The organism is Aeromicrobium sp. EU05-FHT14F07, assembly GCF_058790455.1.
This window is the reverse complement of record NZ_JBYTCR010000018.1, coordinates 62237-85802: the sequence shown is the minus strand read 5'-3', so window position 1 is coordinate 85802 and position 23566 is coordinate 62237. Positions and strand designations below refer to the sequence as shown.

21 protein-coding genes are annotated in these 23566 nt (G+C 72.4%); 7 read left to right on the top strand and 14 right to left on the bottom strand.

Annotated features, from left to right (window positions below):
- Positions 1–378 precede the first annotated feature (378 nt).
- Genes tsaE through glmS form a run of 6 tightly spaced genes read right to left on the bottom strand, consistent with a single transcriptional unit; the run spans position 379 to position 7156 of the window.
- Positions 379–1347, bottom strand: coding sequence for a tRNA (adenosine(37)-N6)-threonylcarbamoyltransferase complex ATPase subunit type 1 TsaE (gene tsaE, locus AC3WRM_RS15295; RefSeq protein ID WP_492249361.1), 969 nt, complete (start codon positions 1345–1347; stop codon positions 379–381).
- Positions 1347–2375, bottom strand: coding sequence for an alpha/beta fold hydrolase (locus AC3WRM_RS15290; RefSeq protein ID WP_492249360.1), 1029 nt, complete (start codon positions 2373–2375; stop codon positions 1347–1349). The genes tsaE and AC3WRM_RS15290 overlap by 1 nt, the downstream gene beginning before the upstream one ends.
- Positions 2376–2407: 32 nt before the next feature.
- A complete protein-coding gene (gene alr / locus AC3WRM_RS15285) occupies positions 2408–3523 on the bottom strand; it encodes an alanine racemase (protein ID WP_492249359.1) in 1116 nt (371 codons plus the stop codon).
- A complete protein-coding gene (locus AC3WRM_RS15280) occupies positions 3517–4935 on the bottom strand; it encodes a bifunctional ADP-dependent NAD(P)H-hydrate dehydratase/NAD(P)H-hydrate epimerase (RefSeq protein ID WP_492249358.1) in 1419 nt (472 codons plus the stop codon). Before AC3WRM_RS15280 ends, alr begins: the two co-directional genes overlap by 7 nt.
- Positions 4936–4939: 4 nt before the next feature.
- A complete protein-coding gene (locus AC3WRM_RS15275) occupies positions 4940–5299 on the bottom strand; it encodes a holo-ACP synthase (RefSeq protein WP_492249357.1) in 360 nt (119 codons plus the stop codon).
- A 6-nt stretch (positions 5300–5305) separates the two neighbouring features.
- Positions 5306–7156, bottom strand: a complete 1851-nt coding sequence (gene glmS, locus AC3WRM_RS15270) for a glutamine--fructose-6-phosphate transaminase (isomerizing) (RefSeq protein WP_492249356.1) — start codon at positions 7154–7156, stop codon at positions 5306–5308.
- A gap of 56 nt (positions 7157–7212) precedes the next feature.
- On the opposite strand from glmS, the gene coaA reads away from it, so the two are divergent.
- On the top strand, positions 7213–8154 hold the full coding sequence (gene coaA / locus AC3WRM_RS15265) for a type I pantothenate kinase (protein WP_492249355.1): 942 nt from the start codon (positions 7213–7215) through the stop codon (positions 8152–8154).
- A 666-nt stretch (positions 8155–8820) separates the two neighbouring features.
- Here the strand turns inward: coaA and AC3WRM_RS15260 are convergent.
- From AC3WRM_RS15260 to rplM, 4 genes are read right to left on the bottom strand one after another with little or no spacing between them, the layout of a single operon-like run.
- A complete protein-coding gene (locus AC3WRM_RS15260; RefSeq protein ID WP_492249354.1) occupies positions 8821–9786 on the bottom strand; it encodes a GNAT family N-acetyltransferase in 966 nt (321 codons plus the stop codon).
- 35 nt (positions 9787–9821) lie between these two features.
- A complete protein-coding gene (glmM, locus tag AC3WRM_RS15255; RefSeq protein WP_492249353.1) occupies positions 9822–11165 on the bottom strand; it encodes a phosphoglucosamine mutase in 1344 nt (447 codons plus the stop codon).
- A gap of 5 nt (positions 11166–11170) precedes the next feature.
- Positions 11171–11689 (bottom strand): 30S ribosomal protein S9, encoded by a 519-nt coding sequence (gene rpsI, locus AC3WRM_RS15250; RefSeq protein WP_067859705.1) that lies wholly within the window; start codon positions 11687–11689, stop codon positions 11171–11173.
- Positions 11686–12129 carry a 50S ribosomal protein L13 gene (gene rplM / locus AC3WRM_RS15245; protein WP_492249352.1) on the bottom strand — a complete coding sequence of 148 codons (444 nt, stop codon included), beginning with the start codon at positions 12127–12129 and terminating at the stop codon, positions 11686–11688. The genes rpsI and rplM overlap by 4 nt, the downstream gene beginning before the upstream one ends.
- Before the next feature lie 318 nt (positions 12130–12447).
- Between rplM and AC3WRM_RS15240 the strand changes: the two genes are divergently transcribed.
- The 3 genes from AC3WRM_RS15240 to AC3WRM_RS15230 all read left to right on the top strand — a co-directional run bounded on the left by AC3WRM_RS15240 (position 12448) and on the right by AC3WRM_RS15230 (position 15983).
- On the top strand, positions 12448–13740 hold the full coding sequence (locus tag AC3WRM_RS15240) for a citrate synthase (protein WP_492249351.1): 1293 nt from the start codon (positions 12448–12450) through the stop codon (positions 13738–13740).
- Positions 13741–13911: 171 nt separating this feature from the next.
- Complete coding sequence (locus AC3WRM_RS15235; RefSeq protein ID WP_492249350.1) at positions 13912–14409, top strand: TadE/TadG family type IV pilus assembly protein; 498 nt, start codon at positions 13912–13914, stop codon at positions 14407–14409.
- Positions 14406–15983 carry a pilus assembly protein TadG-related protein gene (locus AC3WRM_RS15230; RefSeq protein WP_492249349.1) on the top strand — a complete coding sequence of 526 codons (1578 nt, stop codon included), beginning with the start codon at positions 14406–14408 and terminating at the stop codon, positions 15981–15983. The genes AC3WRM_RS15235 and AC3WRM_RS15230 overlap by 4 nt, the downstream gene beginning before the upstream one ends.
- A gap of 7 nt (positions 15984–15990) precedes the next feature.
- On the opposite strand, the gene AC3WRM_RS15225 is transcribed toward AC3WRM_RS15230, so the two are convergent.
- Positions 15991–17274 carry a purple acid phosphatase family protein gene (locus tag AC3WRM_RS15225; protein ID WP_492249348.1) on the bottom strand — a complete coding sequence of 428 codons (1284 nt, stop codon included), beginning with the start codon at positions 17272–17274 and terminating at the stop codon, positions 15991–15993.
- Between the two features lie 29 nt (positions 17275–17303).
- Between AC3WRM_RS15225 and truA the strand changes: the two genes are divergently transcribed.
- Genes truA through AC3WRM_RS15210 form a run of 3 tightly spaced genes read left to right on the top strand, consistent with a single transcriptional unit; the run spans position 17304 to position 19590 of the window.
- Positions 17304–18125, top strand: coding sequence for a tRNA pseudouridine(38-40) synthase TruA (gene truA / locus AC3WRM_RS15220; RefSeq protein WP_492249347.1), 822 nt, complete (start codon positions 17304–17306; stop codon positions 18123–18125).
- 12 nt (positions 18126–18137) lie between these two features.
- Complete coding sequence (locus AC3WRM_RS15215) at positions 18138–18956, top strand: endo alpha-1,4 polygalactosaminidase (protein WP_492249362.1); 819 nt, start codon at positions 18138–18140, stop codon at positions 18954–18956.
- A gap of 34 nt (positions 18957–18990) precedes the next feature.
- Entirely contained in the window at positions 18991–19590 is a 600-nt protein-coding gene (locus tag AC3WRM_RS15210) for a class I SAM-dependent methyltransferase (protein WP_492249346.1), read from the top strand.
- A gap of 5 nt (positions 19591–19595) precedes the next feature.
- On the opposite strand, the gene AC3WRM_RS15205 is transcribed toward AC3WRM_RS15210, so the two are convergent.
- The 3 genes from AC3WRM_RS15205 to AC3WRM_RS15195 form a co-directional block, all read right to left on the bottom strand.
- A complete protein-coding gene (locus AC3WRM_RS15205; RefSeq protein ID WP_492249345.1) occupies positions 19596–21734 on the bottom strand; it encodes a S8 family serine peptidase in 2139 nt (712 codons plus the stop codon).
- A 172-nt stretch (positions 21735–21906) separates the two neighbouring features.
- The gene (gene rplQ, locus AC3WRM_RS15200) at positions 21907–22506 is read right to left on the bottom strand and encodes a 50S ribosomal protein L17 (protein WP_492249344.1); all 600 of its coding nucleotides are present in this window, start codon (positions 22504–22506) and stop codon (positions 21907–21909) included.
- A 43-nt stretch (positions 22507–22549) separates the two neighbouring features.
- Positions 22550–23560, bottom strand: a complete 1011-nt coding sequence (locus tag AC3WRM_RS15195) for a DNA-directed RNA polymerase subunit alpha (RefSeq protein ID WP_067859737.1) — start codon at positions 23558–23560, stop codon at positions 22550–22552.
- Positions 23561–23566: the final 6 nt, after the last annotated feature.

The following is a 23566-nucleotide window of genomic DNA, read 5'->3' as shown; positions in this document are numbered from 1 at the left end:
GTGGATCTGCCACCTCAAGAGCGCTCAGAAGGTGGCAGATCCACCGCCGGCACGCACGAACGCAGAATCTTGGGTCCCACGCGAGCCACACCCCGAAGACCCAGACCACCGGCCCGCCAGCCGCCCGGTCGAGGCCCTTTCGGAGACCAGACACATCGAAAGCCGAGGCAGCGCACCAGCAAGGTCGAACCCCCTGCGGCAGCGCACCAGCAAGGTCAAACCCCCTGCGGCGACGCACCAGCAACCCCAGACCCCCTGCGGCAGCGCACCAGCAACCCCAGACCCCCTACGACAGCGCACCAGCAACCCCAGACCCCCTGCGGCAGCACACCAGCAAGGTCACGACCCCGCCAGGTGGCGCGAAAAAAGACCAGGACGTCAGCCGAGGAGGGTGGAGCGGAGCGGCACGTCGACCCAGCGGGGCCCGTTCGGCTTGATGGTGACGACCCGCGGCTCGGCCTCGTCGGGGTGGTCGCCGTCGTGCTCGGTGCCGAGGGGGTCGATGGGGCGGGCGCCGCGGACCTCGATGCTCACCGACAGCCAGCTGTCGTTCAGCTGCTCGGCCATCCCCTCGCCCCACTCGACAACGGTGACGGCCTCGTCGGAGGCGGTGTCGAGGTCGAGGTCGTCGACCTCGGCGGCGCTGCCGAGGCGGTAGGCGTCGACGTGGACGAGGGCGGGGCCGTCGACGAGCGACGGGTGGGTGCGGGCGAGCACGAAGGTGGGCGACGTGACCGGTCCGCGGACGTGCAGCGCGTCGCCGAGCCCCTGCGTGAACGTCGTCTTCCCCGCGCCGAGGTCGCCCGAGAGCACCAGGAGGTCGCCGGGGCGGACCAGCTCGGCCACCCGCCCGGCAAGGTGCTGCATCGCGTCGGGGGTCGGCACCTCGCGGGCCAGCCACAGCGTCTTGCCGAGCACCAGCAGCGGACCCTCCTGGCCCACCGGGTGGTACTTGCGACGGGTCCAGAACCGGACCGTGTCGGGCAGCTCCTCGCGCACGTGCAGCCAGATGCCGTCCTTGCCGCGCTCCTCGGCCGTGTCCTCCGCGACGCCGACCATGGCCGACGCGACACCGCGCGCCTGGATCTCCGGGTCGACCGACACGCGACGCAGGCCGAGCTTGCCGGGCCGGGACTCGTCGAACAGCAGCGCCCCCATCGGCACGCCGCGACGTTCCACGAGCAGCCCGCCGGCGGTCGCGAGCACCTCGGAGACCGACTCGACGGTCTCGTCGAGGGCCGTCGACGGCGGGTCGAGGTCGGGCCGGACGCTGAACGAGCGGTGGATGATGTCGACGATCGCCTCGGCGTGCTCGGGTCCGGCGTCGAGGACGTCGAGCGCCCGCATCACCGGTCGCCCTCGCGGACGGGGTGCCCCACCTCGTCGAGCAGGTCCTCGATGATCCGGGTGACGGCCACGTTCTCCTCGAAGGGCACCATGTGCCCGGCCCCCTCGAACGTCACGAGACGGGCGTCGTCGATGGTGCGCGCGAGACGTCGGGCGTGCTTGAGGGGCGTGAGCAGGTCGTGGTCGCCGCAGGCGACGACCACCGGGACCCGGCCGAGCCCCTCGGCGCCGCTGCGGACGTCGAGGTCCACGAACGCCGGGTAGAAGTCGAGCAGCACGTGGGTCTGGGCGCGCAGGATCATCTCGTCGGACATGTCGGCGTACTTGCGGGGCGCGTCGGGCCCGACCGCCCAGCGCCGGATCACGCTGTAGCTGTTGAAGGTCCGGCCCCAGTCGAGCAGCGGCGCACCGGCGCGCAGGAACGGCAGGATGCGACGCAGCGCCGGGCTCTGCCGCACGAGCCGTCCGTCGCTGGTCGACAGGAGCACCGCGCCCACCACGCGCTCGCCGAACAGCTCGGGCGACTCCGCCGCGAGCTGCTGCACGGTGATGCCCCCCATCGAGTGCCCGACGAGCACGACGGGACCCTCGGGCACGACCTCGTCGAGCAGGGTGCGCAGGTCGTCGGCGAGCTGCGAGAAGCTCGACCCCCGGCGCGTGGAGCGGCCGGAGCCGCCGTGCGAGCGCTGGTCGTAGAACACCATCCGCACGAGACCGCGCAGCGCGAGCCGCTGGTAGTGCCAGGTGTCGAGCGTGCACACCCAGCCGTGCACGAACACGACGGTGGGTGCGGTGCCGCCACCGTCGGCCTCGTCGGCCTCGTCGACCTCGACGTTGAGCGGGACGCCGTCGGACGCGACGACGGTGCGGACGGGGCTGTGCACGCTCCCGAACGGGACCTCCTCGCCGCGCTGCTCGCGGCGGTGCTCCCGACGCCGGGTGTCGACGACCTTGGCGGTCACACCGGCAGCCACGAAGGCTCCGGCGGTCGCGGCGAGTGCTGCCAGGCGGGAGGGGGCGGGGCTCATCACTGTCCTCGGTGGCGGGGCTCGGACGGCCCTCAGCCTCGGTGGGTACGCACGACACGGTCGCCGAGTCGGGTGACGACCTCGTAGGCGATCGTACCGGCGGCGATCGCCCAGTCCTGGGCGGTGGGGGCACCCGGGTCGGCACCGAACAGCGTGACGACGTCGCCGCGACGCGCCGCGCGGTCCCCCAGGTCGACGACCAGCTGGTCCATGCAGATGCGGCCGACGACCGGCACCCGTTCGCCGTGGTGGGCGGCCTCGGCGCGACCGGACGCGGAGCGCAGGACGCCGTCGCCGTACCCGAGGGGCACGAGCCCGAGGGTGGTCTCGCGGTCGGTGGCCCAGGTGTGCCCGTAGGAGACGGCGGTGCCGGCCGGCACCCGCTTGACCTGCGCGAGCCGCCCGCGCAGCGTCATGACGGGACGCAGGTCGACGATGCCCGCGACCGCGGGGTCGGGTGCGATGCCGTAGGTGGCGATGCCGGGACGGACGAGGTCGAAGTGGGCGCTGGGCCGGGTCAGCAGCCCGGCGGAGTTGGCGAGGTGACGCCACTGCGGGTCGAGCCCGGCGTCGCTCGCGACGTCGAGCGCGGTCCGGAAGGCCGTCTCCTGCTCGTCGTTGGCCGGATGGTCGGGCTCGTCGGCGCAGGCCAGGTGCGACCAGACGCCGGTGACCTCGACCCTCCCCGCGGCCTGCGCGCGCGAGGCTGCGGCGACGAGCGCGTCCCAGGCCGGACCGCGGGCACCGTTGCGTGAGAGCCCGGTGTCGACCTTGAGCTGCACGCGGGGTCGCCGACCCGTCGGGGCGTCGTGCAGGATCTCGTCGAGCTGCTCGACCGACGACGCCGTCAGCTCGACGTCGTGCTCGACCGCGGCGCCGTAGGCGGCGCCGGGTGCCGCGAGCCAGCACAGGACGGGACCGGTGTCGCCCGCCTGGCGCAGCGCGAGGGCCTCCTCGACGGTGGCGACGCCCAGCCACGACGCCCCCGCGTCGCGTGCGGCGCGCGCGACCGGGCGCAGCCCGTGGCCGTAGGCGTCGGCCTTGACGACGGACATCAGCGCGGCGCCGGGCGCGTGCGCGGCGAGGGTGGCCACGTTGTGGCGGTACGCGTCGAGGTCGACGACGGCCTCGGCCTGGGGGCTCACCACGCGCGCACCTGCTCGAGGGTGCCGGCGTGGAACGCGGCCACGGTCTGCCGGAGGGCGGCGGCGACGTCGGACGCCACGAACGGTCCGCCCGGGTTCGCGCGCACGCCCGCGGCGCCGTGCAGGAGGGCCGCGTGCCGGCCCGCGTCGAACGGGTCCAGCCCGCCGGCGAGCAGCGACGCGGCGAACCCGGCGAGGACGTCGCCCGAGCCCGCGGTGCCGAGCCAGGGGGTGCCGGAGAGGTTGACGGCCGCGCGCCCGTCGGGGTGCACGACGACCGTGCGGGCGCCCTTGAGCAGCACGGTCGCGCCCCAGCGCGCGGCGGCACGTCGGGCGTGCTCCAGGGGGTCGGCATCCACGGTCTCGCGCTCGACGTCGAGCAGCCGCGCGAGCTCTCCGGCGTGCGGCGTCAGCAGCGCGGGCACGCCGACGGGTCGCGGCAGGTGCTCGAGCGCTCCGGCGTCGACGACGAGCGGTACCTCGTCGTCGAGGCAGGCGGCCAGCTGGTCGGCCACGTCGTCGCCCGCTCCGGGGCCGACGACCCAGGCCTGCACCCGTCCGCGGCCGTGCACGACCTCCGGGGCGCGGTCGACCACCCGCGCCGCCAGGGTGTCGCCGCCGACGAAGCGCACCATGCCGGCGAGGCCCGACTGCGCACCGGCGACGCACAGGTGGGCGGCGCCGGCGTAGGCGTCGGAGCCGGCGTTGACCCCGACCACGCCACGCGCGTACTTGTGCGACGCGGCGCCGGGCACGTGCCGGCGGAGGAGGTCGCCGTCGGTCGCCTCGAGCGACGTCACGGTCGGCGCGTCGAGGTGGGGGCCGAGGCCGATGTCGACGAGCGTCGGCGGCTCGCCGCCACCGGCATCGGCGGCGGGTCCGACGAGCGAGCAGACCTTGAGGGTGCCGAACGTGACGGTGCGGTCGGCGCGGACGTGCCGACCGGGCGTCGCCCCCGTGTCGACGGCCACGCCGGACGGGACGTCGACCGCGACGACGTGGGCGTCGGTGTCGTGGGTCCACGCGGCCCACTCCCCCGCGCGGCCCTCGAGACCGGGGCGCGCGCCGATGCCGAACAGCGCGTCCAGGCACCACCGCTGGTCGCCGGGAGCCGGTACGCGGCGCGCACCGGCCGCCTCGGCCGCGGCGAGTCCCTCGGCGTGGACGGCGTCGGGGTCGAGCAGCGCGAGGTCGACGTGGACGCCGCGCGCGAGCAGGTGGGTGGCGGCGAAGAGCGCGTCGCCGCCGTTGTTGCCGGGGCCGACCAGGACGAGGACCGTCTCGTCGGCCGGCACGACGTCGAGGGCGTCGGCGAGACCACGCGCCGCGCGCTGCATGAGCGCGTCCCAGCCGGTCTCGGCGGCGAGGCGCTCCTCGGCGGCACGGACCTGGGCGACGGTGTGGGCGTTCAGCACGGGGTCAAGCCTCCGCCACGACGAACGCCGTCGCCACCGACGTGTCGTGCGACAACGACACGTGCACCCGCTCGACGCCCACCGAGCGCAGGTGCGCTGCGGCCGCGTCGCTCAGGGCGAGCGCAGGAGCACCGTGCTCGTCGAGCACGACCTCGACGTCGTGCCACGACAGCCCCGTCGGCGCACGCAGCGCCTTCACGAACGCCTCCTTGGCGGCGAAGCGCGCCGCCAGGCGCTCGGGCGAGCCGACCGCGGCCTCGACGGGCGTGAACAGGCGCTCGCGCAGCCCGGCGGTGCGTTCCAGCGACCGCTCGAAGCGGGCGAGGTCGACGACGTCGACGCCCACGCCCCAGATGCCGGCCACGGAGGCCTACTCGACCGTGACGGACTTGGCGAGGTTCCGCGGCTGGTCGACGTCGTGGCCGAGCAGGCCCGCCAGCTCGCACGCGAAGATCTGCAGCGGCACCGTGGCGACCAGCGGCTGCAGCAGCGTCGGCACCTTCGGCAGCCGGATCAGGTGGTCGGCGTACGGCACGACGTCGTCGTCACCGTCCTCGGCGAGCACGATGGTGAGCGCGCCGCGGGCCCGGATCTCCTGGATGTTGCTGACGATCTTCTCCTGCAGCTGGTCGCGGGCCTTCGGCGGCACGACGACGAACACGGGGATGCCGTCCTCGATGAGCGCGATCGGACCGTGCTTCAGCTCGCCGGCCGCGAACCCCTCGGCATGCAGGTACGCGAGCTCCTTGAGCTTCAGCGCACCCTCGAGCGCCACCGGGTAGCCGACGTGGCGGCCCAGGAACAGGACCGAACGGGTGTCGACGAGCTCGGCGGCGAGCTTGCGGACCTGCTCGCCCTCGTCGAGCATCCGCTGGATGCCGGCCGGCAGCTTCTCGAGCGCGGCCATGATGGCGTCGATCTCGTCGCCGTACTTCACGCCCCGCACCTGCGCGAGGTACAGGCCGAGGAGGTAGCAGGCGACGATCTGCGACAGGAAGCCCTTCGTCGACGCGACCGCCACCTCGGGCCCGGCGTGCGTGTAGATGACCGCGTCGGACTCGCGCGGGATCGTGGAGCCGTTGGTGTTGCAGATGCTCAGCACCCGCGCCCGCTGCTGACGGGCGTAGCGGATGGCCATGAGCGTGTCCATCGTCTCGCCCGACTGGCTGATCGCCACCACGAGCGTCGAGCGGTCGATGATCGGGTCGCGGTAGCGGAACTCCGACGCCAGCTCGACCTCGCACGGGATGCGCGTCCAGTGCTCGATCGCGTACTTGGCGACCAGACCGGCGTACGAGGCCGTGCCGCAGGCGATGATGATGATCTTGTCGACGTCGCGCAGCTCGTCGTCGCTGAGCCGCATCTCGTCGAGCTGCAGCCGGCCGGACCGGCAGTAGCGGCCCAGCAGCGTCTCGGCGACGGCCTGCGGCTGCTCGTCGATCTCCTTGAGCATGAACCAGTCGTAGCCGCCCTTCTCGGCGGCCGACACGTCCCAGTCGACGTGGTAGCTGGTCGTCTCGGCGGGCGCGCCGTCGAAGTCGGTGACCGTCATCGAGTCGCGCGTGATGGCCACGACCTGGTCCTGCCCGAGCTCGACGGCCTCGCGCGTGAACTCGATGAACGCCGACACGTCGGAGCCGAGGAAGTTCTCGCCGTCGCCCCGGCCCACCACGAGCGGGGAGTTGCGCCGCGCGCCGACCACGACGTCGGGCTGCTGCGCGTCGGTGAAGACGAGCGTGAACGCGCCCTCCAGACGCTGGCAGACGGCGCGGACGGCGTCGTCGAGCGCTGGGGTGCGCTGCAGCTCGTCGGAGAGCAGGTGCACGACCACCTCGGTGTCGGTCTCGGACAGCAGCTCGTGCCCGGCCGCCTCCAGCTCGGCGCGCAGCACCGCGAAGTTCTCGATGATCCCGTTGTGCACGACCGCCAGGCGGCCGTCCTCGCTCAGGTGCGGGTGCGCGTTGCGGTCGTTGGGCGCACCGTGCGTCGCCCACCGGGTGTGGCCGATGCCGGTGGTCGTCTCGGGCATCGTGGTCTCGGCCAGGACGCCGTCGAGGTTGGCCAGCTTGCCGGCCTTCTTGGCCCACGCGATCCGACCCGTGGAGGGGTCGGGCAGGGCGACGCCACCGGAGTCGTACCCGCGGTACTCGAGCCGTCGCAACCCGCCCATGACGACGTCGAGGGCGTTGCGGTGCCCGACGTATCCCACGATTCCGCACATGCGCTCCAGGGTACCCAGGAGCGCCCGTGGGCCTCGGTACCGGCAGGATGGACGTCATGGCCCGTGAGCTCTCGCCGTACGTCGAGATCGAGCGATCGGCGTGGGCCGACCTCGCCGACGACGTCCCCCAGCCCCTCAGCGAGGAGGACGTCCAACGTCTCAAGGGCCTCGGCGAGGAGCTCGACATCGACGAGGTGCGGCAGGTCTACCTGCCGCTGACCGAGCTGATCAGCCTGCGCGTGCGCGCTGCGACCCGCCTGTGGGAGGCCACCGAGGCGTTCCTGCGCGAGCCGCAGCCGCAGCGCACGCCGTTCGTCATCGGGGTCGCGGGCTCGGTGGCCGTCGGCAAGTCGACCACGGCCCGCCTGCTCCGCGAGCTGCTGTCGACGTCGCCGGAGCACCCGAACGTGCAGCTGGTGACCACCGACGGCTTCCTGTGGCCGAACGCCGAGCTGGAACGTCGCGGCATCCTGCAGCGCAAGGGCTTCCCGGAGTCCTACGACCGCAAGGCGCTGCTGCGGTTCGTCATCGACGTCAAGTCCGGCGTCGAGCAGGTGACGGCCCCCGTCTACTCCCACCTCACCTACGACCGCACCGAGGAGACGGTGGTCGTCGAACGGCCCGACATCGTCATCGTCGAGGGTCTCAACGTGCTCGCGCCCGCGAAGGACCGCGGCGACGGCTCCCCCGGCCTGTCCGTCAGCGACTACTTCGACTTCTCCATCTACGTCGACGCGTCCAGCAAGGACATCCGTCGCTGGTACGTCGACCGGTTCCTCGCCCTGCGCCGCACCGCCTTCGCGGACCCCGCCTCCTACTTCCACCGCTACAGCAGCCTCACCGACGACGAGGCCGTCGCCCGCGCCGAGGAGCTGTGGGACACCATCAACTGGCCCAACCTGCGCGAGAACATCCAGTCCACCCGCGGCCGCGCCGACCTCGTCCTGCGCAAGGGCAGCGACCACTCCGTCAAGTGGGTGCGGTTCCGCAAGATGTGAGGTCGCGTCGGTGTGGCTCGGGCTCGTCCCGCCGGTGCGTCGGCGTGGCTTCGACTCGTCCTGCGGGTGCGTCGGCGTGGCTTCGACTCGTCCTGCGCTCCGAAAGGGCCTCGACCGGGCGGCTGGGCGGGAGCCGGCTTCGGGTCTCGGGCTGTGGCCCGCGTGGACGCAAGAATCTGCGTTCGTGCGCTGGGATTCGAAGGATGCTGCGTTGGCTACGGGATCCCGTCGTGAACGCAGAAGCGTTCGACCTGGTTCGCGTGAATGCAGAATCTTGGGTGCCCTTTGCGTTGGGGGGACGAAGGATTCTTCCTTCTCGTGGACCGTTCCACGAGAAGGGAGAATCCTTCACACCCCTCCCCCGCTCAGCGGTGGATGCGCCACCTGAACAGCGCCCAGAAGGTGGCAGATCCACCGCCGGACCGCGCAAACGCAGAATCTTGCGTCCAACGCGGGGCACAGCCCGAGAACCCAGCCCACCAGCCCGCCAGCCGCCCGGTCGAGGCCCTTTCGGAGACCACCTCCACGAGAAGCCGCGCCCGCGCAGCTCCACCCGACCACGAAGCCGCGCCAGCGCAGCCCCACCCGACCGAGGAGCCGCGCCGACGCAGCCCCACCCCAAGGAGAAGCCACACCGACGCACCCCCACCCGACCGCGGCGCCCCCTCACCGCCCCAGCGGCTTCACGAGCTCAGCGGCCCACGCCACGTGGTGGTAGCCGAGGGCCTCATTGACGGCGATCATCGGTGCGTTGGAGGCGGCGTTCCAGGTGGTCACGCGGGTGCGGCCGGAGAGGAGGTCGGCGGCCTCGTCGAGGGCGGCGGTCTTCATGGCCAGGCCGAGGCCGTGACCGCGGTGGGCTCGGAGGACGAGCGTGTCCCACTGGTAGGCGGTGTCGCCGTGGTCGGGCACGACGAGCTGGGTGTGGCCGGCGAGGGTGCCGTCGGGCGCGACGGCCGCGACCGTCTGCCCGACCCGGCCCTGCTCGGCCCACCGGGCCTCCTCGTGGCGCACCCGCTCCGCGTCGAAGTGCTCCGGCTCCAGCCCCACCTCGCCCGACGGCGCCTCCGTGAGGATCAGCGCCCGGAGGACGGCGTACTGGTCGAGCCACTCGTCGGGGCAGCGACGCCAGGCCACCGCCGTGTACCCGTCGCGCCACACCGGCGGTGCGACCTCGGCGGGCAGCGGGAGCGAGCGGATCGCGTCGAGCAGGTCGACGACGTACCCGTGCGTCTCCGCGAACGCCGACCCCGCGCCCCCGGAGTCCTCCACAGCCCACGCCGCCTCCGCGAAGGCGTTCTCCCGTCCGCGCTCCGCCGCCAGCCTCTCGACCTCGCGGAGCAGCAGGCTCCCGTAGCCGCGTCGACGCTGCTCGGGCACGACGAAGACGTGCAGGTAGGCGAGCGTCCGGTTGTCCTGCTGCGGGAACGACACCCACGCTCCCCCGACGACCTCTCCGTCGACCTCCCCCGCCACGACGACGTGCTCGGCGTACGCGTCGCTGGTCAGGTTGGTGCGCTTCTCGGCGAACCCCCACGGCTCGTCGAAGCGCTCCGTGTGGGCGCGCGCGTAGACCGTGTGGAAGGCCGCGTAGGCGACGTCGTCCGTCAGGTCGATCTCGGCGAGCTGCATGGCGACACCGTAGCGAGATCGACTCGGTCGGTCCCTCAGCCCAGCGTGCGGCGCACGACGCCGGCGAGGTGCTCGGCCACCGACGTGGCCTCCTCGAGCGTCGGCGCCTCCACCATGACGCGCACGAGCGGCTCGGTGCCGGAGGGGCGGAGCAGGATCCGGCCGCGGCCCTCGAGGGCGCCGTTCGCGGCCACGAGCTCGCCCTGCAGCACCGGGTCCGCGTCGACCCGGCTCTTGTCGACGTCGGGCACGTTGACGAGCACCTGCGGCAGCCGTCGCATGACGGAGCCGAGGTCGGCCAGCGTCCGGCCGGTCTCGCTCATCCGGGCCGCGAGGTGCAGGGCCGTGAGCACCCCGTCGCCGGTGGTGGCGTGGTCGGCCATGATCACGTGGCCCGACTGCTCGCCACCCAGCGTGAACCCGCCCGCGCGCATCGCCTCGAGCACGTAGCGGTCGCCCACCGCGGTCTGCAGCACCGTGACCCCGGCGGCCTCCATGGCCTGCACGAACCCGAGGTTGCTCATCACCGTCGCGACGACGGTGTCGGCGTGCAGCAGCCCGCGCTCGAGCCGCGCGAGGGCGAGCACGGCGAGGATCTGGTCGCCGTCGACCACCTGTCCGGCCGCGTCGACCGCGAGACAGCGGTCGGCGTCGCCGTCGAAGGCGAACCCGGCGTCGGCGCCGTGGCGCACGACCGCCGCCTGCAGGTCCTCGAGGTGGGTCGAGCCGCACGCCTCGTTGATGTTCAAGCCGTCGGGCTCGTCGTGGATCGCGACCACCTCGGCACCCAGGCGTCGGAACGCCGCCGGTCCCACGTGGTAGGCCGCGCCGTTCGCGCAGTCGAGCACGACCTTCAGCCCGGTGAGCCGGCCGGGAACGGTGCCGACGAGGTGCTTGACGTAGGCGTCGACGCCCACGTGGCTGTCGCCGACGCGACCGACGCCGACGCCGGTCGGCCGGTCCCACGGCTCACGCAGCCGCTGCTCGATGGCCACCTCGACGGCGTCGTCGAGCTTGTGTCCGCCGCGCGCGAGGAACTTGATGCCGTTGTCGGGCATCGCGTTGTGGCTGGCGGAGATCATGACGCCCATGTCGGCGTCGAGCTCGGCCGTCAGGTACGCCGCGCCGGGCGTCGGGACGACGCCGAGCAGGTGGACGTCGACCCCGGCCGACGCCAGGCCTGCGACGATCGCGGCCTCGAGGAACTCCCCCGAGGCGCGCGGGTCGCGGGCGACGACGGCCGTGGGCCGGCTGTCGGCGAACGCACCGGCCTCGCCCAGCACGTGGGCAGCAGCGACCGACAGGTCGAGCGCGAGCTCGGCCGTGAGGTCGCGGTTGGCGAGGCCGCGTACGCCGTCGGTGCCGAAGATCCGGCCCAACGGAGTCAGCGCTTGCTGTACTGAGGAGCCTTACGGGCCTTCTTGAGGCCGGCCTTCTTGCGCTCCTTGATGCGGGCGTCGCGGGTCAGCAGTCCGGCCTTCTTGAGGATCGGGCGGTTGACCTCCTCGTCGACGCCGTTCAGGGCACGGGCGACGCCGAGGCGCAGCGCGCCGGCCTGGCCGGTCATGCCACCGCCGGTGACACGGGCCACGACGTCGAAGCTGCCCTCGAGGCCGGTGGCCGCCAGGGCCTCCTTGGCGATCTGCTGGTGCAGCTTGTTCGGGAGGAACTCCTCGAGCGGCTTGCCGTTGACGGTCCACACGCCCGTGCCGGGCACGATGCGCACGCGGGCGACGGCCTCCTTGCGACGGCCGGTGGCCGCGCCGGGGGCGATGACCGAGTTGCTGGTCGCGATCTCCGAGGAGGGCGAGGTCTCGGTGGTGTAGACGCCGTCGGTGCTGGTGGGGACGTCGGTCTCGGTGGTGTCGGCCACGGTGCTCGTCTCTTCTGCTCGGGTGCTCACTGGGAGATCTGCTTGATCTCGTACGGCTGGGGCTGCTGCGCGGAGTGCGGGTGCTCCGGGCCGGCGTAGACCTTCAGCTTCTTGATGATCTGGCGTCCGAGGCGGTTCTTCGGCAGCATGCCGGCCACGGACTTCTCGACGGCCTTGCGGGCGTCCTTGTCGAGGAGGTCGCCGTAGGCGATCGTCTTCAGGCCGCCCGGGTAGCCGCTGTGGCGGTAGACGTCCTTGTCGGTGCGCTTGTTGCCCGTCAGCGCGACCTTGTCGGCGTTGATGATGACGACGAAGTCACCACCGTCGACGTGCGGTGCGAACGTCGCCTTGTGCTTGCCGCGCAGCAGGTGCGCGGCCGAGACGGCGAGACGCCCGAGGACGACGTCCTGGGCATCGATGACGTGCCACTGACGGCTGATGTCAGCAGGCTTCGGGCTGTACGTGGGCACGGCGTGACCTTCTCGTTGTCGTTCTTGGCGTCGGTGTCGTTGCGCGGTCCCGTGCCGCGAGGTGGCGGCGGGGGACGTGGTTTCCGGCGTCGGCGCCGGACCGCCGGAGGGCGATCGCGCACGCAGGGCACAACGACGTCCAAGAGTAACCGGCCCGCCCCAGCCGGGTCAAAACGGGGTGCCGGGCACGACGTCGGGCGTCGCCGCGGGGTCCGGTCCCCGAGACCCAGCCTCGCGCACCGTGGGAGGCCGCACTAGGTTGGAAGTGAGTCCGGGACCACATCAACGACCCGTACAGCACGTCACAGGAGACCCATCGTGACCGACCAGACCCTGACCGTCCGCGACAACCGCACGGGCGAGGAGTACGAGCTCGAGATCACGGACGGCACCGTCCGCGCGTCCGACCTCGGCAAGATCGGCAAGACGGAGGACGACCCCGGCATCGCCGTGTACGACCCCGGCTTCACCAACACCGCGTCCACGCGCAGCTCGATCACCTACATCGACGGCGACAAGGGCATCCTCGAGTACCGCGGGTACCCGATCGAGCAGCTGGCCGAGTCCTCGACGTTCCTCGAGGTGGCCTACCTGCTCATCCACGGCGAGCTGCCGACGCAGGAGCAGCACGACGCGTGGGTGCACGAGATCACCTTCCACACGTTCGTGCACGAGAACCTCAAGAGCCTGATGCAGGGCTTCCGCTACGACGCGCACCCCATGGGCATGCTGCTGTCGAGCGTGGGCGCGCTGTCGACGTTCTACCCCGAGGCCCGGGCCATCACCGACGAGAAGGTGCGCCACGACCAGGTCGTGCGGCTCATCGCCAAGATGCCGACGCTGGGTGCGTGGGCGTTCCGCCACGCCCAGGGCAAGCCGTACGTCTACCCCGACAACGACCTCTCCTACACGGAGAACTTCCTGTCGATGCTGTTCAAGATGAGCGAGCAGAAGTACGACCCGGACCCGCGGCTGTCCAAGGCGCTCGAGGTCCTGTTCATCCTGCACGCCGACCACGAGCAGAACTGCTCGACCAACGCGGTCCGCTCCGTCGGCTCGAGCGACGTCGACCCGTACTCCGCCGTCAGCGCCGGCATCGCGGCGCTGTACGGCCCGCTGCACGGTGGCGCCAACGAGGCCGTCCTGCGGATGCTGAAGCGGATCGGCAGCAAGGACAACATCCCGGGCTTCATCGAGGGCGTGAAGAAGGGCGAGGAGCGCCTGATGGGCTTCGGCCACCGGGTCTACAAGAACTACGACCCGCGCGCCAAGATCATCAAGAAGGCCGTCGACGACGTCTTCGAGGTCACCGGCGTCAACCCGCTGCTGGAGATCGCGCAGGAGCTGGAGCGGATCGCGCTCGAGGACGAGTACTTCGTGCAGCGCAAGCTGTACCCCAACGTCGACTTCTACTCGGGCCTCATCTACGAGGCGCTGCAGTTCCCGCCGGAGATGTTCACGGTCCTGTTCGCCATCCCCCGCACGGCCGGCTGGCTGGCGCAGTGGATCGAGCTGGTGGACGACAAGGAGCAGAAGATCGCGCGTCCGAAGCAGATCTACACGGGTGCGCGCACGCTCGACTTCGTGCCCGCGGAGCAGCGCTGGGCCTGACCCCTGCGCCGCGCGACGGCCCTCTGTCCTGGTTCCAGGGACAGGGGGCCGTTTTGGCGCTATGTTGCAGGACGAAAGACCTTTCCGGTGTGGGAGCGCCGGAGGGGAGGGAGCTTTCACGCCGGCTCTGCACACGGCAGAACCGACGGTCACGACTGAGGGAGCATCGTGATGGTCGGACGACGACACCGACGCGTCCAGGGACGCACCACGCACCAGCGTCGCCGCGAGGACGGCGCGGCAGCGGTCGAGTTCGCGCTCGTGCTGCCGATCTTCGTGGCGCTGCTGTTCGGCATCATCAGCTACGGCTGGATGCTGAGCTACCGCCAGGGGATCAGCCAAGCCGCGGCCGAGGGGGCTCGCGTCCTCGCCGTGGCCCCGAGCGGCTCGACGACGTCGCTGTCCGACGCCCGCGCGGCCGTCAACCGGTCGCTCGGGTCCTACGGCGTCACCTGCACGTCCGCGGGCACGCTCACGCGGGGCTCCGAGGTGGTGGGCACCTGCGTGATCACGCCCTCGATGACGTGCGCGGGCTCGACCGCGAAGTGCGCGAAGGTCGCGATCTCGCACCTCTACCGCGACCACCCCCTGCTGCCGTCGTTCCCCGGTCTCGGACTCGTCCTGCCGTCCACGGTCTCCTACGAGACGACGGCGGAGATCAGCTCGTGACCGGGCGGTGGGCGCGTCGCGCGCTGCGACGCGACGACCGTCGGCCCCGACGTCGGCGCGACGAGCGCGGGTCGATCCTGCCGCTGACGATCCTCACCATGACGATCCTGCTGGGCTTCACGGCGTTCGCCGCCGACCTCGGCCTCCAGCGGGTCGCGGTCCGCGACATGCAGTCGGTCGCCGACGTCGTCGCGCTCGACGCAGCCCGCAAGCTGCCCACGTGCGACGTCACGACGCTCACGACCGCGGCGAACGCGAGCCTGGCCCGCCAGAACCGCCGCATCGGTCGGACGTCCCCGCTCGTGGTGACGCCGGGCCACCTCGACTCGGTGACGAAGACGTTCGTCGCCGGTGCCGCGAACGGGGTCTGCGACGCGGTGAAGGTCGAGTCCAGCACCACGGTCGACTACGCCTTCGCCCCCGTCCTCGGCCGCAGCTCGGGCGGGGCGGCGCGCAGCGCCGTCGGCGCTCGGGCCCAGCCGGCCGTCTGCTTCTCCGCCGGCACCCGGTCGCTCGTGCTCAACTCCTCGCAGAGCGCGCTCAGCCCGCTGCTCGACCGGATCCTCAAGGCGAACCTGGGGCTCGTGGGCTACTCCGGCCTGGTCGACCTCAAGGCGCTCACCGTCCGCCTCGGCGACGTGGCCGCCGAGCTGGGCATCGGCACGACGCAGCAGCTCGCGACCGCGACGGTGACGCTGCGCCAGCTGATGGTCGCGACCGCGACCGTCCTGCAGCGCCAGGGCAACACGGCCCAGGCGAACCTGCTGAACACCGTCGGCGGCCAGGTGGGTGCCCTGAACGTGAACCTCGGCCGCTTCCTGTCGGTCGGCACGGGTGGCGAGTCCGGGCTGGACGCCCAGCTGAACGCCCTCGACCTCATCGGCACCGCCGCCCTCTCCGCCGCGGTCGCCAACGGCAAGAACGCCGTGGCGATCGGCGCCGACCTCGGCGTCCCGCTGGACCTGGTCACCGCGAACACGCAGCTCACGCTCATCGAGCCGCCCGTCATCGCCTGCGGCGGGGTGGGAGCGCAGGCACGCACCGCCCAGGTACGGCTCGACGTCAAGACCGGGGTGAGCATCCTCGGGATCGCCGGCATCGGCAACATCTCGCTGGGCGTGCAGGTCGGCAAGGGCACCGCCACCCTGACCAACGTCACGTGCGCGGGCGGCGGGACGCAGGCCTCCACGACGGTGCGCGGCGACACGTCGCTCGCGACGCTCAGCGGGCCGGGTGGCACGGGCAGCGCCACGGTCACGCCGCTGTCGCTCCTGGGCCTCCCGCTCGCCGGCGTCGTGCGCATCACCGGGACCGTCGGCGCGAAGACCAGCACGCAGCAGTTCCCTTACCCGCCGGCGCCGGACCTCACGCAGATCTACGGCGGCGGCGAGCGGATCATCCTGAGCAGCGTCGACAGCACCACGAACACCGTGCTCGACGCCATCAACAAGCTGACCGGCACGCTGGACCTGCTGGTCCAGCCGCTGCTGAAGATGCTGGGGATCCAGCTCGGGATCATGGAGGTCCGGATGCTGGGCACGCCGTCCTGCTCGGCCACGCGCCTCGCGGGCTGACCGCGGGTCAGCGCCGGGTGACGGTCTTCGTCCCCTGCGCGTCCTTGCGGATCGTGATGTCGTCGAGGACCGACCCGGGTCGCCGTCTCGGCTGCGGCGCGTAGCCGTTGGCGGCGACGACCGCGCGGTAGTGCAGCGCGTCGGGCGTGACGTCGACGACCTGGTAGGTGCTCACCTGCTTCGCCCAGCGCGTGCGCGTGGCTCCGCGGCGCGTCCAGTCCTCGCCGGAGATCTGGTAGTACTTCGGCCCGGAGTCCGAGACCGCGAAGACGGTGCCGTCCGGGTCGCCGTGGTAACCGCTCGTGTAGACGTGGTCGTGCCCGTTGAGGAAGAGGTCGACGTCGTGCTTCTCCACGACCGGCAGGATCGTGGAGAACACCTCGGTGTTGGTGCGGTACACCCGTGACGCGAACGGCCCCGCGTGCATCAGCACGACGCTCCAGCGGTTCGGGTTGTCCTCGAGCCGCTCGTCGAGGAAGCGGGCCTGCGCCTCGAGGTCCGTGCCGAAGGAGTCGAGCACGACGAACCGGACGCCCTGCTGGTCGAAGCTGTACCAGGTCGGCTGCTGGCCCTCGGCGTCGTTCGACGGGTCGGTGAAGTAGGTGCGGAAGCCCTCGGCACCACCGGAGCGGCAGCCCCGCACGAGGATGCACCGCTCGTGGTTGCCGATCGACACCGCGAGGTTGCGGCTGGTGCGGACGGGCGCGAGGGCTGTCATCAGGTCCACCCACTCGCCGTGCCGCCACGGCTCGTTGACGACGTCGCCCGCGTGCAGCACGAGGTTGGCGTCGGGGTGCTCGTCGACGGCCTCGCGCACGATCCGGGCGGGGACGTCGGCGTTGTCGACCTGGGTGTCGCCGAGCGCGAGGAACGTCCACGGTGCGTCGTCGTCACGGGGGGTGCGGAAGGTGTACGGACCGGCCGTGCCGCCGGCGTTCTCGACGCGGTAGCGGTAGCGCGTGCCGGGCTCCAGCCCGCGGAGCGTGGCCGTGTAGGCGGGCAGCGCCGATCCGCTGTCCCGCACGCTGGTGGGCGCCTTGCGGGTCGCGTCGGCACGGACCTCCGCGCCACCCCCGACAGGACGCGCGACGACCCGCTGGTCCTCGAACGCCTCCCTCGAGCGCCACGTCACGGTCTGGGACGTCGCCGGGTCGGGGGTCGGGTTGAGGACGACGAACGTCGGTGTCGTGCCGGTGCCCCTCTCCGGCGGTGCGGTCTCCTGCGGGGTGCTCGGGGAGCACGCCGCGAGGACGAGGGCTGCACAGGTGGAGGCCACGAGTCCGCGCTTCACGGGACCAGCGTAGGGACTACCGTGTCGGGGTGCGCCTGCGACTCGACCTCTCCTACGACGGGGCCGGCTTTCGTGGGTGGGCGACGCAGCCGGGACTGCGCAGCGTGCAGGAGACGGTCGAGCAGGCCATCGCCACCGTGCTGCGCCTGGACGAGCGACCCGGCCTGACCTGCGCCGGGCGCACCGACGCGGGTGTCCACGCCCGCGGCCAGGTGGCCCACGTCGACCTCGACGTCGACGTGGACCCCGACGTGCTCGCCCGGCGGCTGCGCCGGCTGCTGCCCGACGACGTCGTCGTCCACGGGGTCCGCGCCGCACCCGAGGGGTTCGACGCGCGCTTCGCGGCGCTCGAGCGACGCTACGCCTACCGGCTGCAGGACGACCCGTCGCGCGTCGACCCGCTGCACCGGGGCACCGTGGTCGCCTGGCCGCGCGCGCTCGACGCGGCGGCGATGATCGAGGCCGGGGCCCTGCTCGTGGGCGAGCACGACTTCGCGGCCTTCTGCCGCCGTCGCGAGGGAGCCACCACGACCCGCACCCTGCTCGAGCTGAGCACGGTCCGCTCCCCCGACGACGGGCTGCTCGTCACGACCGTGCGCGCCGACGCCTTCTGCCACTCCATGGTGCGGGCGCTCATGGGCGCGCTCGTCGCGGTCGGCGAAGGACGCCACCCGGCGGCGTGGGCCCGGGAGGTCCTGCTGGCCGGGGCCCGCGATCCGCGCGTCAAGGTCATGCCGGCGCACGGCCTCGTGCTCGAGGAGGTCGTCTACCCCGACGACGCCGGCCTGGCCGCCAGGGTCGGCGAGGCGCGACGACGTCGCGACGAGGGTCCCGGCACCCCCACGCCGTAGCCTGGGTCGGTGATGTCCCGTCCCCGTGCCGCGCGGCTCTGCCTGCTCCTCGTCGCGGCCGTCCTGGTCGCCTCGGCCTGCTCCGCGACGGCCGACCAGGCTCCGCCGGAGGTGCGGCCGTTCCCGGCCGACGCGGTCGCCGACTACCAGCTGGGCGGCGCCTACCGACCGGCGGACGACGTCACCGTCGTCGTCCGGGACCGGACGGCTCCGGCGGACCCCGACCGGTACTCGGTCTGCTACGTCAACGCCTTCCAGACGCAGCCCGGCGACCTCGCCTGGTGGAGGAAGCACCACCCGACGCTGCTGCTGCGGCAGGGCGGACGTCTGGTGCGCGATGCCGGCTGGCCGGACGAGGTGCTGCTGGACCAGCGCACCGCGGCGCGTCGGGCCGCGATCGTCGCGGTGGTCGCGCGCTGGTTCCGCGCGTGCGCCCGCGACGGCTACGCGGCGGTCGAGCCCGACAACCTCGACGCGTGGACGCGCTCCCGCGGGCTGCTGACGCGCCGCCAGACGGAGGCGACGGCACGCGCCCTGGTGCGCGCCGCCCACGACGCCGGGCTGGCGATCGCACAGAAGAACACCCCCGACCTGGACGGCCGGGCGCTCGGCTTCGACTTCGCCGTGGCCGAGGAGTGCGAGGTCTACCGCGAGTGCGCCGCCTACACCGACGCGTACGGCTCCGCCGTCGTGGAGGTCGAGTACACCGACAACGGCCGCCGGGCCTACGCGCGCGCCTGCAGCGAGCGCGCGGGCGACCACCCCATCCAGCTGCGCGACCGCGACGTGCTGCCACGAGGCGTCCGCGGGCACGTCTCGCGACACTGCTGAGCCGCCCCGGCGAGCCGCTGGGAGGATGGTCCGCGTGAGCGGCCACTACTTCGACGACCGTCCCGACGGACCCGACCAGCGCCGCACCGTCGCGGTCGAGGCCTGGGGGCACCACCTCACCTGCACCACGAGCACCGGGGTGTTCTCCGGCGACCACCTCGACCACGCCACGCGAGTCCTGCTGGAGTCCGGCGAACCGCCCACCGGCACGGTCCTGGACCTCGGGTGCGGCTGGGGCCCGATCGCCTGCGCGGTCGCGGCCGCGTCACCCACGGCGCAGGTGTGGGCGGTCGACGTGAACGAGCGGGCCCGCGACCTGACCCGGCTCAACGCCGACGCGGCGGCGGCGAGCGGCGGGGCGCCCGTCCACGTCGCCGCACCGGACGACGTGCCCGAGGCGCTGAGGTTCGACGCGATCTGGTCGAACCCCCCGATCCGCATCGGCAAGGACGCGCTGCACGCCCTGCTCCTGCACTGGCTCGACCGGCTCGCCGACGACGGCCACGCCCGGCTGGTCGTCGGCAGGAACCTGGGTGCCGACAGCCTTCAGCGCTGGCTCGTCGATCAGGGCTGGCCGACTGAGCGCACGGCCAGCAGCAAGGGGTTCCGCGTGCTGACCGTGCGCCGGGGCTGAGGAACCTACTTCGAGGTGATCGTCCGGGCGCGCGACGAGCCCTTGAGCAGCGAGCTGCCGGAGTAGACGGCCTTGATGGTGTGCCGGCCCTTCGAGAGTCGGGGCAGCAGCACCGTGGCCCGGCCGCGCGAGAGGGTCACGGTGGTCACGCGGCGGCGGCCGTCGTAGACCTGCACGGTCCCCGTCGCACCCACGGGGCCGGAGACCCGGACCTTCAGCGTCGCGCGCTTGGTCCGCGAGACCGACGTCCCCAGCGCCGTCGAGGTGGTGCTCGTCGACTTGCCGACGGTGGGCGTGCCGACGATCGTGTCGCCCTGGCCGGGCACCGTGACCCTGACGGCCAGCGAACGGCCCAGCGCCGAGGTCGGCACGGTGAAGGTCCGGCCGCGGCCCAGGACCTGGGTGGGGTCGCCCATGAACCACTCGTAGGCGACGTCGCTGCGGCTGGTCTGCCAGCCCTCGAACGAGACCGTCCGCCCGACGGTGGCGGTCCCGCCGGTCCGCGGCGCGAACCGCTCGAGGTTCAGGACCCCGGCGCCGCAGCGCGACGTCGTGCAGTTCAGGTCGAACAGGCGGTAGTCCTTCCGCCCGTCGGTGACGACGACCGACGCGTACCGCTTGTCGCGAGCCGGGAAGCGGCTGACGGACCGCTTGAGCGTCTCCTCGACCTTCGCCGGCGACGTCGCGCCCTGGGAGTACAGGAGCGCGGCAGCCGCGGCGACGTGGGGAGCCGCCATGCTGGTGCCCTCGTACTGACGGGCGACGTAGCCGGTGTTCGGACGGGTCCTGCCGGTGATCACGCTGGACCAGATGCCGCCCGTCCCGCGGCCGTCGGCACGGTCGCTGTCGCCGTCCATGATCTCGTCGCCGCCGGGGGCGGAGAGGTCGACGCTGGAGCCGGCCTGGGAGTAGTACGAGCGGTGCCCCGTGCGGCTCGTCGCACCCACGGACACCACTCCCGGGCAGGCCGCCGGGACCGAGAGGTTGGCGCTCACGTTCTTCGTGAAGCTGTCGTTGCCCGCCGCGGCGACCACGGTGGCTCCCCGGGACCGCGCGAACGCCAGCGGCTTCTCGTACGCCTTGCACACCTGGCGGCGCTGCGCCTCCGTGCGCACCGTGCTGCCGAGCGACATGTTGAGCACCTTCGCCGGCGTCGGGTTCACCGGGGTGCCCGCGAACTCCTTGTCCTCGACCGTGCCGAGGTCGGCGCCCGCGGCCCAGTAGATGCCGTGCATGATGCCCCAGATGTCGCCGCCGCAGTGGCCCAGGACGCGCACCGGCTGCACCCGGACGCCGGGGGCGACACCTGCGGTGCCGCGTCCGTTGTCCGCCTTGGCCGCGACGATCCCGGCCACGTGGGTGCCGTGCCACGAGCTGGCGTAGCTCGTCCCCTTCGGGGCGCCGCACTTCTTGGCCCAGGTCGCGTCCATCCAGTCACCCGGGTCGGACGGATCGGGATCGAGCGCGTCACCGTCGTCGGCGTTGGTGAAGGTCCCACGCGTGCTGCAGGTCTGCGCACCGGACGGACAGACGTACTCGTCGGTCACGAGGTCGTAGCCCGGCACCAGCTGGCCGGCGAGGTCCGGGTGGTTCGCCACGATACCGGTGTCGAGCACGGCCACCACGGTGTCGCTGCTGCCGCGCGTGGTCTGCCAGAAGGACGGCGCGCGCACGCTGTAGCCGCCCCTCGACCGGGAACGGTCCCAGAGGTTGTGCTGGTCGTCGAAGTACGGGTCGTCGGTCGAGACGGGCGGCGTGGAGAAGGCGCGCACCCGGTAGTTCGGCGTGGCGAACGCGACGTCGCTGCGCTGCTCGATCGCGTCGGCGACCTCGCTGGCCGTGTCGCCGTCGAGCGTGCCGTCGAGCTCCACGAGCGACAGCCCTCCGGCGCCGTCGACGGTGTCGACGACCTCGACGTCGGACGGCAGCGCGTCGTCGACCGCGGCCTCGACCCGCCGCTGCGACGCCGTGCTCTGCACGATGATGCCCACGGCCTCGGGCTCGACCGGTGCCGTCTGCGCCTCGGCCTGGGCGGCTGCGGCCACGGGCTGCGGGTCCGGGCCCGGGGCGGCCACCGCCGTGGCGGGAAGCAGCGCTGCGAGCACCGCTCCGGTGGCGAGCATGACGACTCCGGACCTGACCACGACGACTCCTCGGTGCAGACGACGAGCGCCCCCGAGTGACACGCCCGGGCTGACCCTATCGGCCGGGAGCCGCCCGCCCGACCGGTATCGGGAAACTCGTCCTGATCTCCGTACGTACGCACGAGGGCCCCCGCCGCTGGTGCGGCGGGGGCCCTCGTGACGGGACCTGGGGTCAGGCCTTGGTGGTGTCCTCGTCGGTCGCACCCTCGACGGCCTCGGCAGCTGCCTCGACCTCGGTCTCGGTGGCCGGCTCGGTCTCGGCCTCCGTGGCGGGCGCACCCGCGACGACGTCGGTCTCGACCTCGGCGGAGTCGTCGGCCGCGTTCACCGCGGGCGTCTCCTCGACAGCCGGCTCCTCCACCGGAGCCGCGGCGGTGCTGCCCGCCGCGGGGGCGGTCGCCTGCGCCGTGAAGGACTTCTCCTCGACGATCTCGATGACGGCCATGGGGGCGTTGTCGCCCTTGCGCGGACCGATCTTCGTGATGCGCGTGTATCCGCCGGGACGGCTCGCCATGGCGGGACCGATCTCGGTGAACAGCGTGTGCAGGACGCTCTTGTCACGCACGACCTTGACGACCTGGCGGCGGTTCGCCACCGTGTCGGTCTTGGCCTTCGTGATGAGCTGCTCGGCGTAGGGCCGCAGACGGCGGGCCTTGGCCTCGGTGGTGGTGATGCGGCCGTGCTCGAACAGCGCCGTCGCGAGGTTCGCCAGGATCAGGCGCTGGTGCGACGGGCTGCCGCCGAGGCGGGCTCCCTTGGTGGGCGTGGGCATGTGTCTGTCTCCAGGTCAGTAAAACGGTCGATGAGCGAGCAGCTCAGTACTGCTCGTCCTCGGCGAAGCTGGCGTCGTCGTCGTAGGAGTCGAGGACGGCCGACGGGTCGAAGCCGGCCGGGCTGTCCTTGAGGGCCAGGCCCATCTCGGCCAGCTTGGCCTTGACCTCGTCGATCGACTTCGAGCCGAAGTTGCGGATGTCGAGCAGGTCCTGCTCCGAGCGCGTGATGAGCTCACCCACGGAGTGGATGCCCTCGCGCTTGAGGCAGTTGTACGAGCGGACCGTGAAGTTGAGCTCCTCGATCGGCAGGGCGAGGTCGGCGGCGAGCTGCTCGTCGACCGGCGACGGGCCGATGTCGATGCCCTCGGCCTCGACGTTGAGCTCACGGGCCAGGCCGAAGAGCTCGACGAGGGTCGAGCCGGCCGACGCGATCGCGTCGCGCGGCAGGATCGAGGACTTCGTCTCGACGTCGATGATCAGCTTGTCGAAGTCGGTGCGCTGCTCGACTCGGGTGGCCTCGACCTTGTACGTGACCTTGAGGACCGGGCTGTAGATCGAGTCGACCGGCATGCGCCCGATCTCCTCGTCGCCGGTCTTGTTCTGCACCGCCGAGACGTAGCCGCGGCCACGCTCCACGACGAGCTCGATCTCCAGGCTGCCCTTCTCGTTCAGCGTGGCGATGTGCAGGTCCTTGTTGTAGACCTCCACGCCCGCGGGGGCCTCGATGTCGCCGGCCGTGGCGACGCCGGGGCCCTGCGCGCGCAGGTACATGACGAACGGCTCGTCGTGCTCGGAGGAGACGACGAGGTTCTTCAGGTTGAGGATGATCTCGGTGACGTCCTCGGTCACGCCGGGGACGGTCGAGAACTCGTGCTGGATGCCGTCGATCTTGATCGACGTGACCGACGCGCCCGGGATGGAGCTGAGGAGCGTGCGGCGCAGCGAGTTGCCGAGGGTGTACCCGAAGCCGGGCTCGAGGGGCTCGATGACGAACCGCGAACGGTTGTCGGCGACGACCTCTTCGGTCAGGACGGGGCGCTGTGCGATGAGCATGGAACT

Excerpts from the sequence above, each read along its gene's own strand:
- AC3WRM_RS15260 (WP_492249354.1), bottom strand. The coding sequence starts at position 9,786 with ATGCAGCTCGCCGAGATCGACCTGACGGACGACGTCGCCTACGCGGCC.
- glmS (WP_492249356.1), bottom strand. The coding sequence starts at position 7,156 with ATGTGCGGAATCGTGGGATACGTCGGGCACCGCAACGCCCTCGACGTC.
- rplQ (WP_492249344.1), bottom strand. The coding sequence starts at position 22,506 with ATGCCCACGCCCACCAAGGGAGCCCGCCTCGGCGGCAGCCCGTCGCAC.
- AC3WRM_RS15235 (WP_492249350.1), top strand. The coding sequence starts at position 13,912 with ATGGTCGGACGACGACACCGACGCGTCCAGGGACGCACCACGCACCAG.
- tsaE (WP_492249361.1), bottom strand. The coding sequence starts at position 1,347 with ATGCGGGCGCTCGACGTCCTCGACGCCGGACCCGAGCACGCCGAGGCG.
- AC3WRM_RS15195 (WP_067859737.1), bottom strand. The coding sequence starts at position 23,560 with ATGCTCATCGCACAGCGCCCCGTCCTGACCGAAGAGGTCGTCGCCGAC.
- coaA (WP_492249355.1), top strand. The coding sequence starts at position 7,213 with ATGGCCCGTGAGCTCTCGCCGTACGTCGAGATCGAGCGATCGGCGTGG.
- AC3WRM_RS15290 (WP_492249360.1), bottom strand. The coding sequence starts at position 2,375 with ATGAGCCCCGCCCCCTCCCGCCTGGCAGCACTCGCCGCGACCGCCGGA.
- AC3WRM_RS15215 (WP_492249362.1), top strand. The coding sequence starts at position 18,138 with ATGTCCCGTCCCCGTGCCGCGCGGCTCTGCCTGCTCCTCGTCGCGGCC.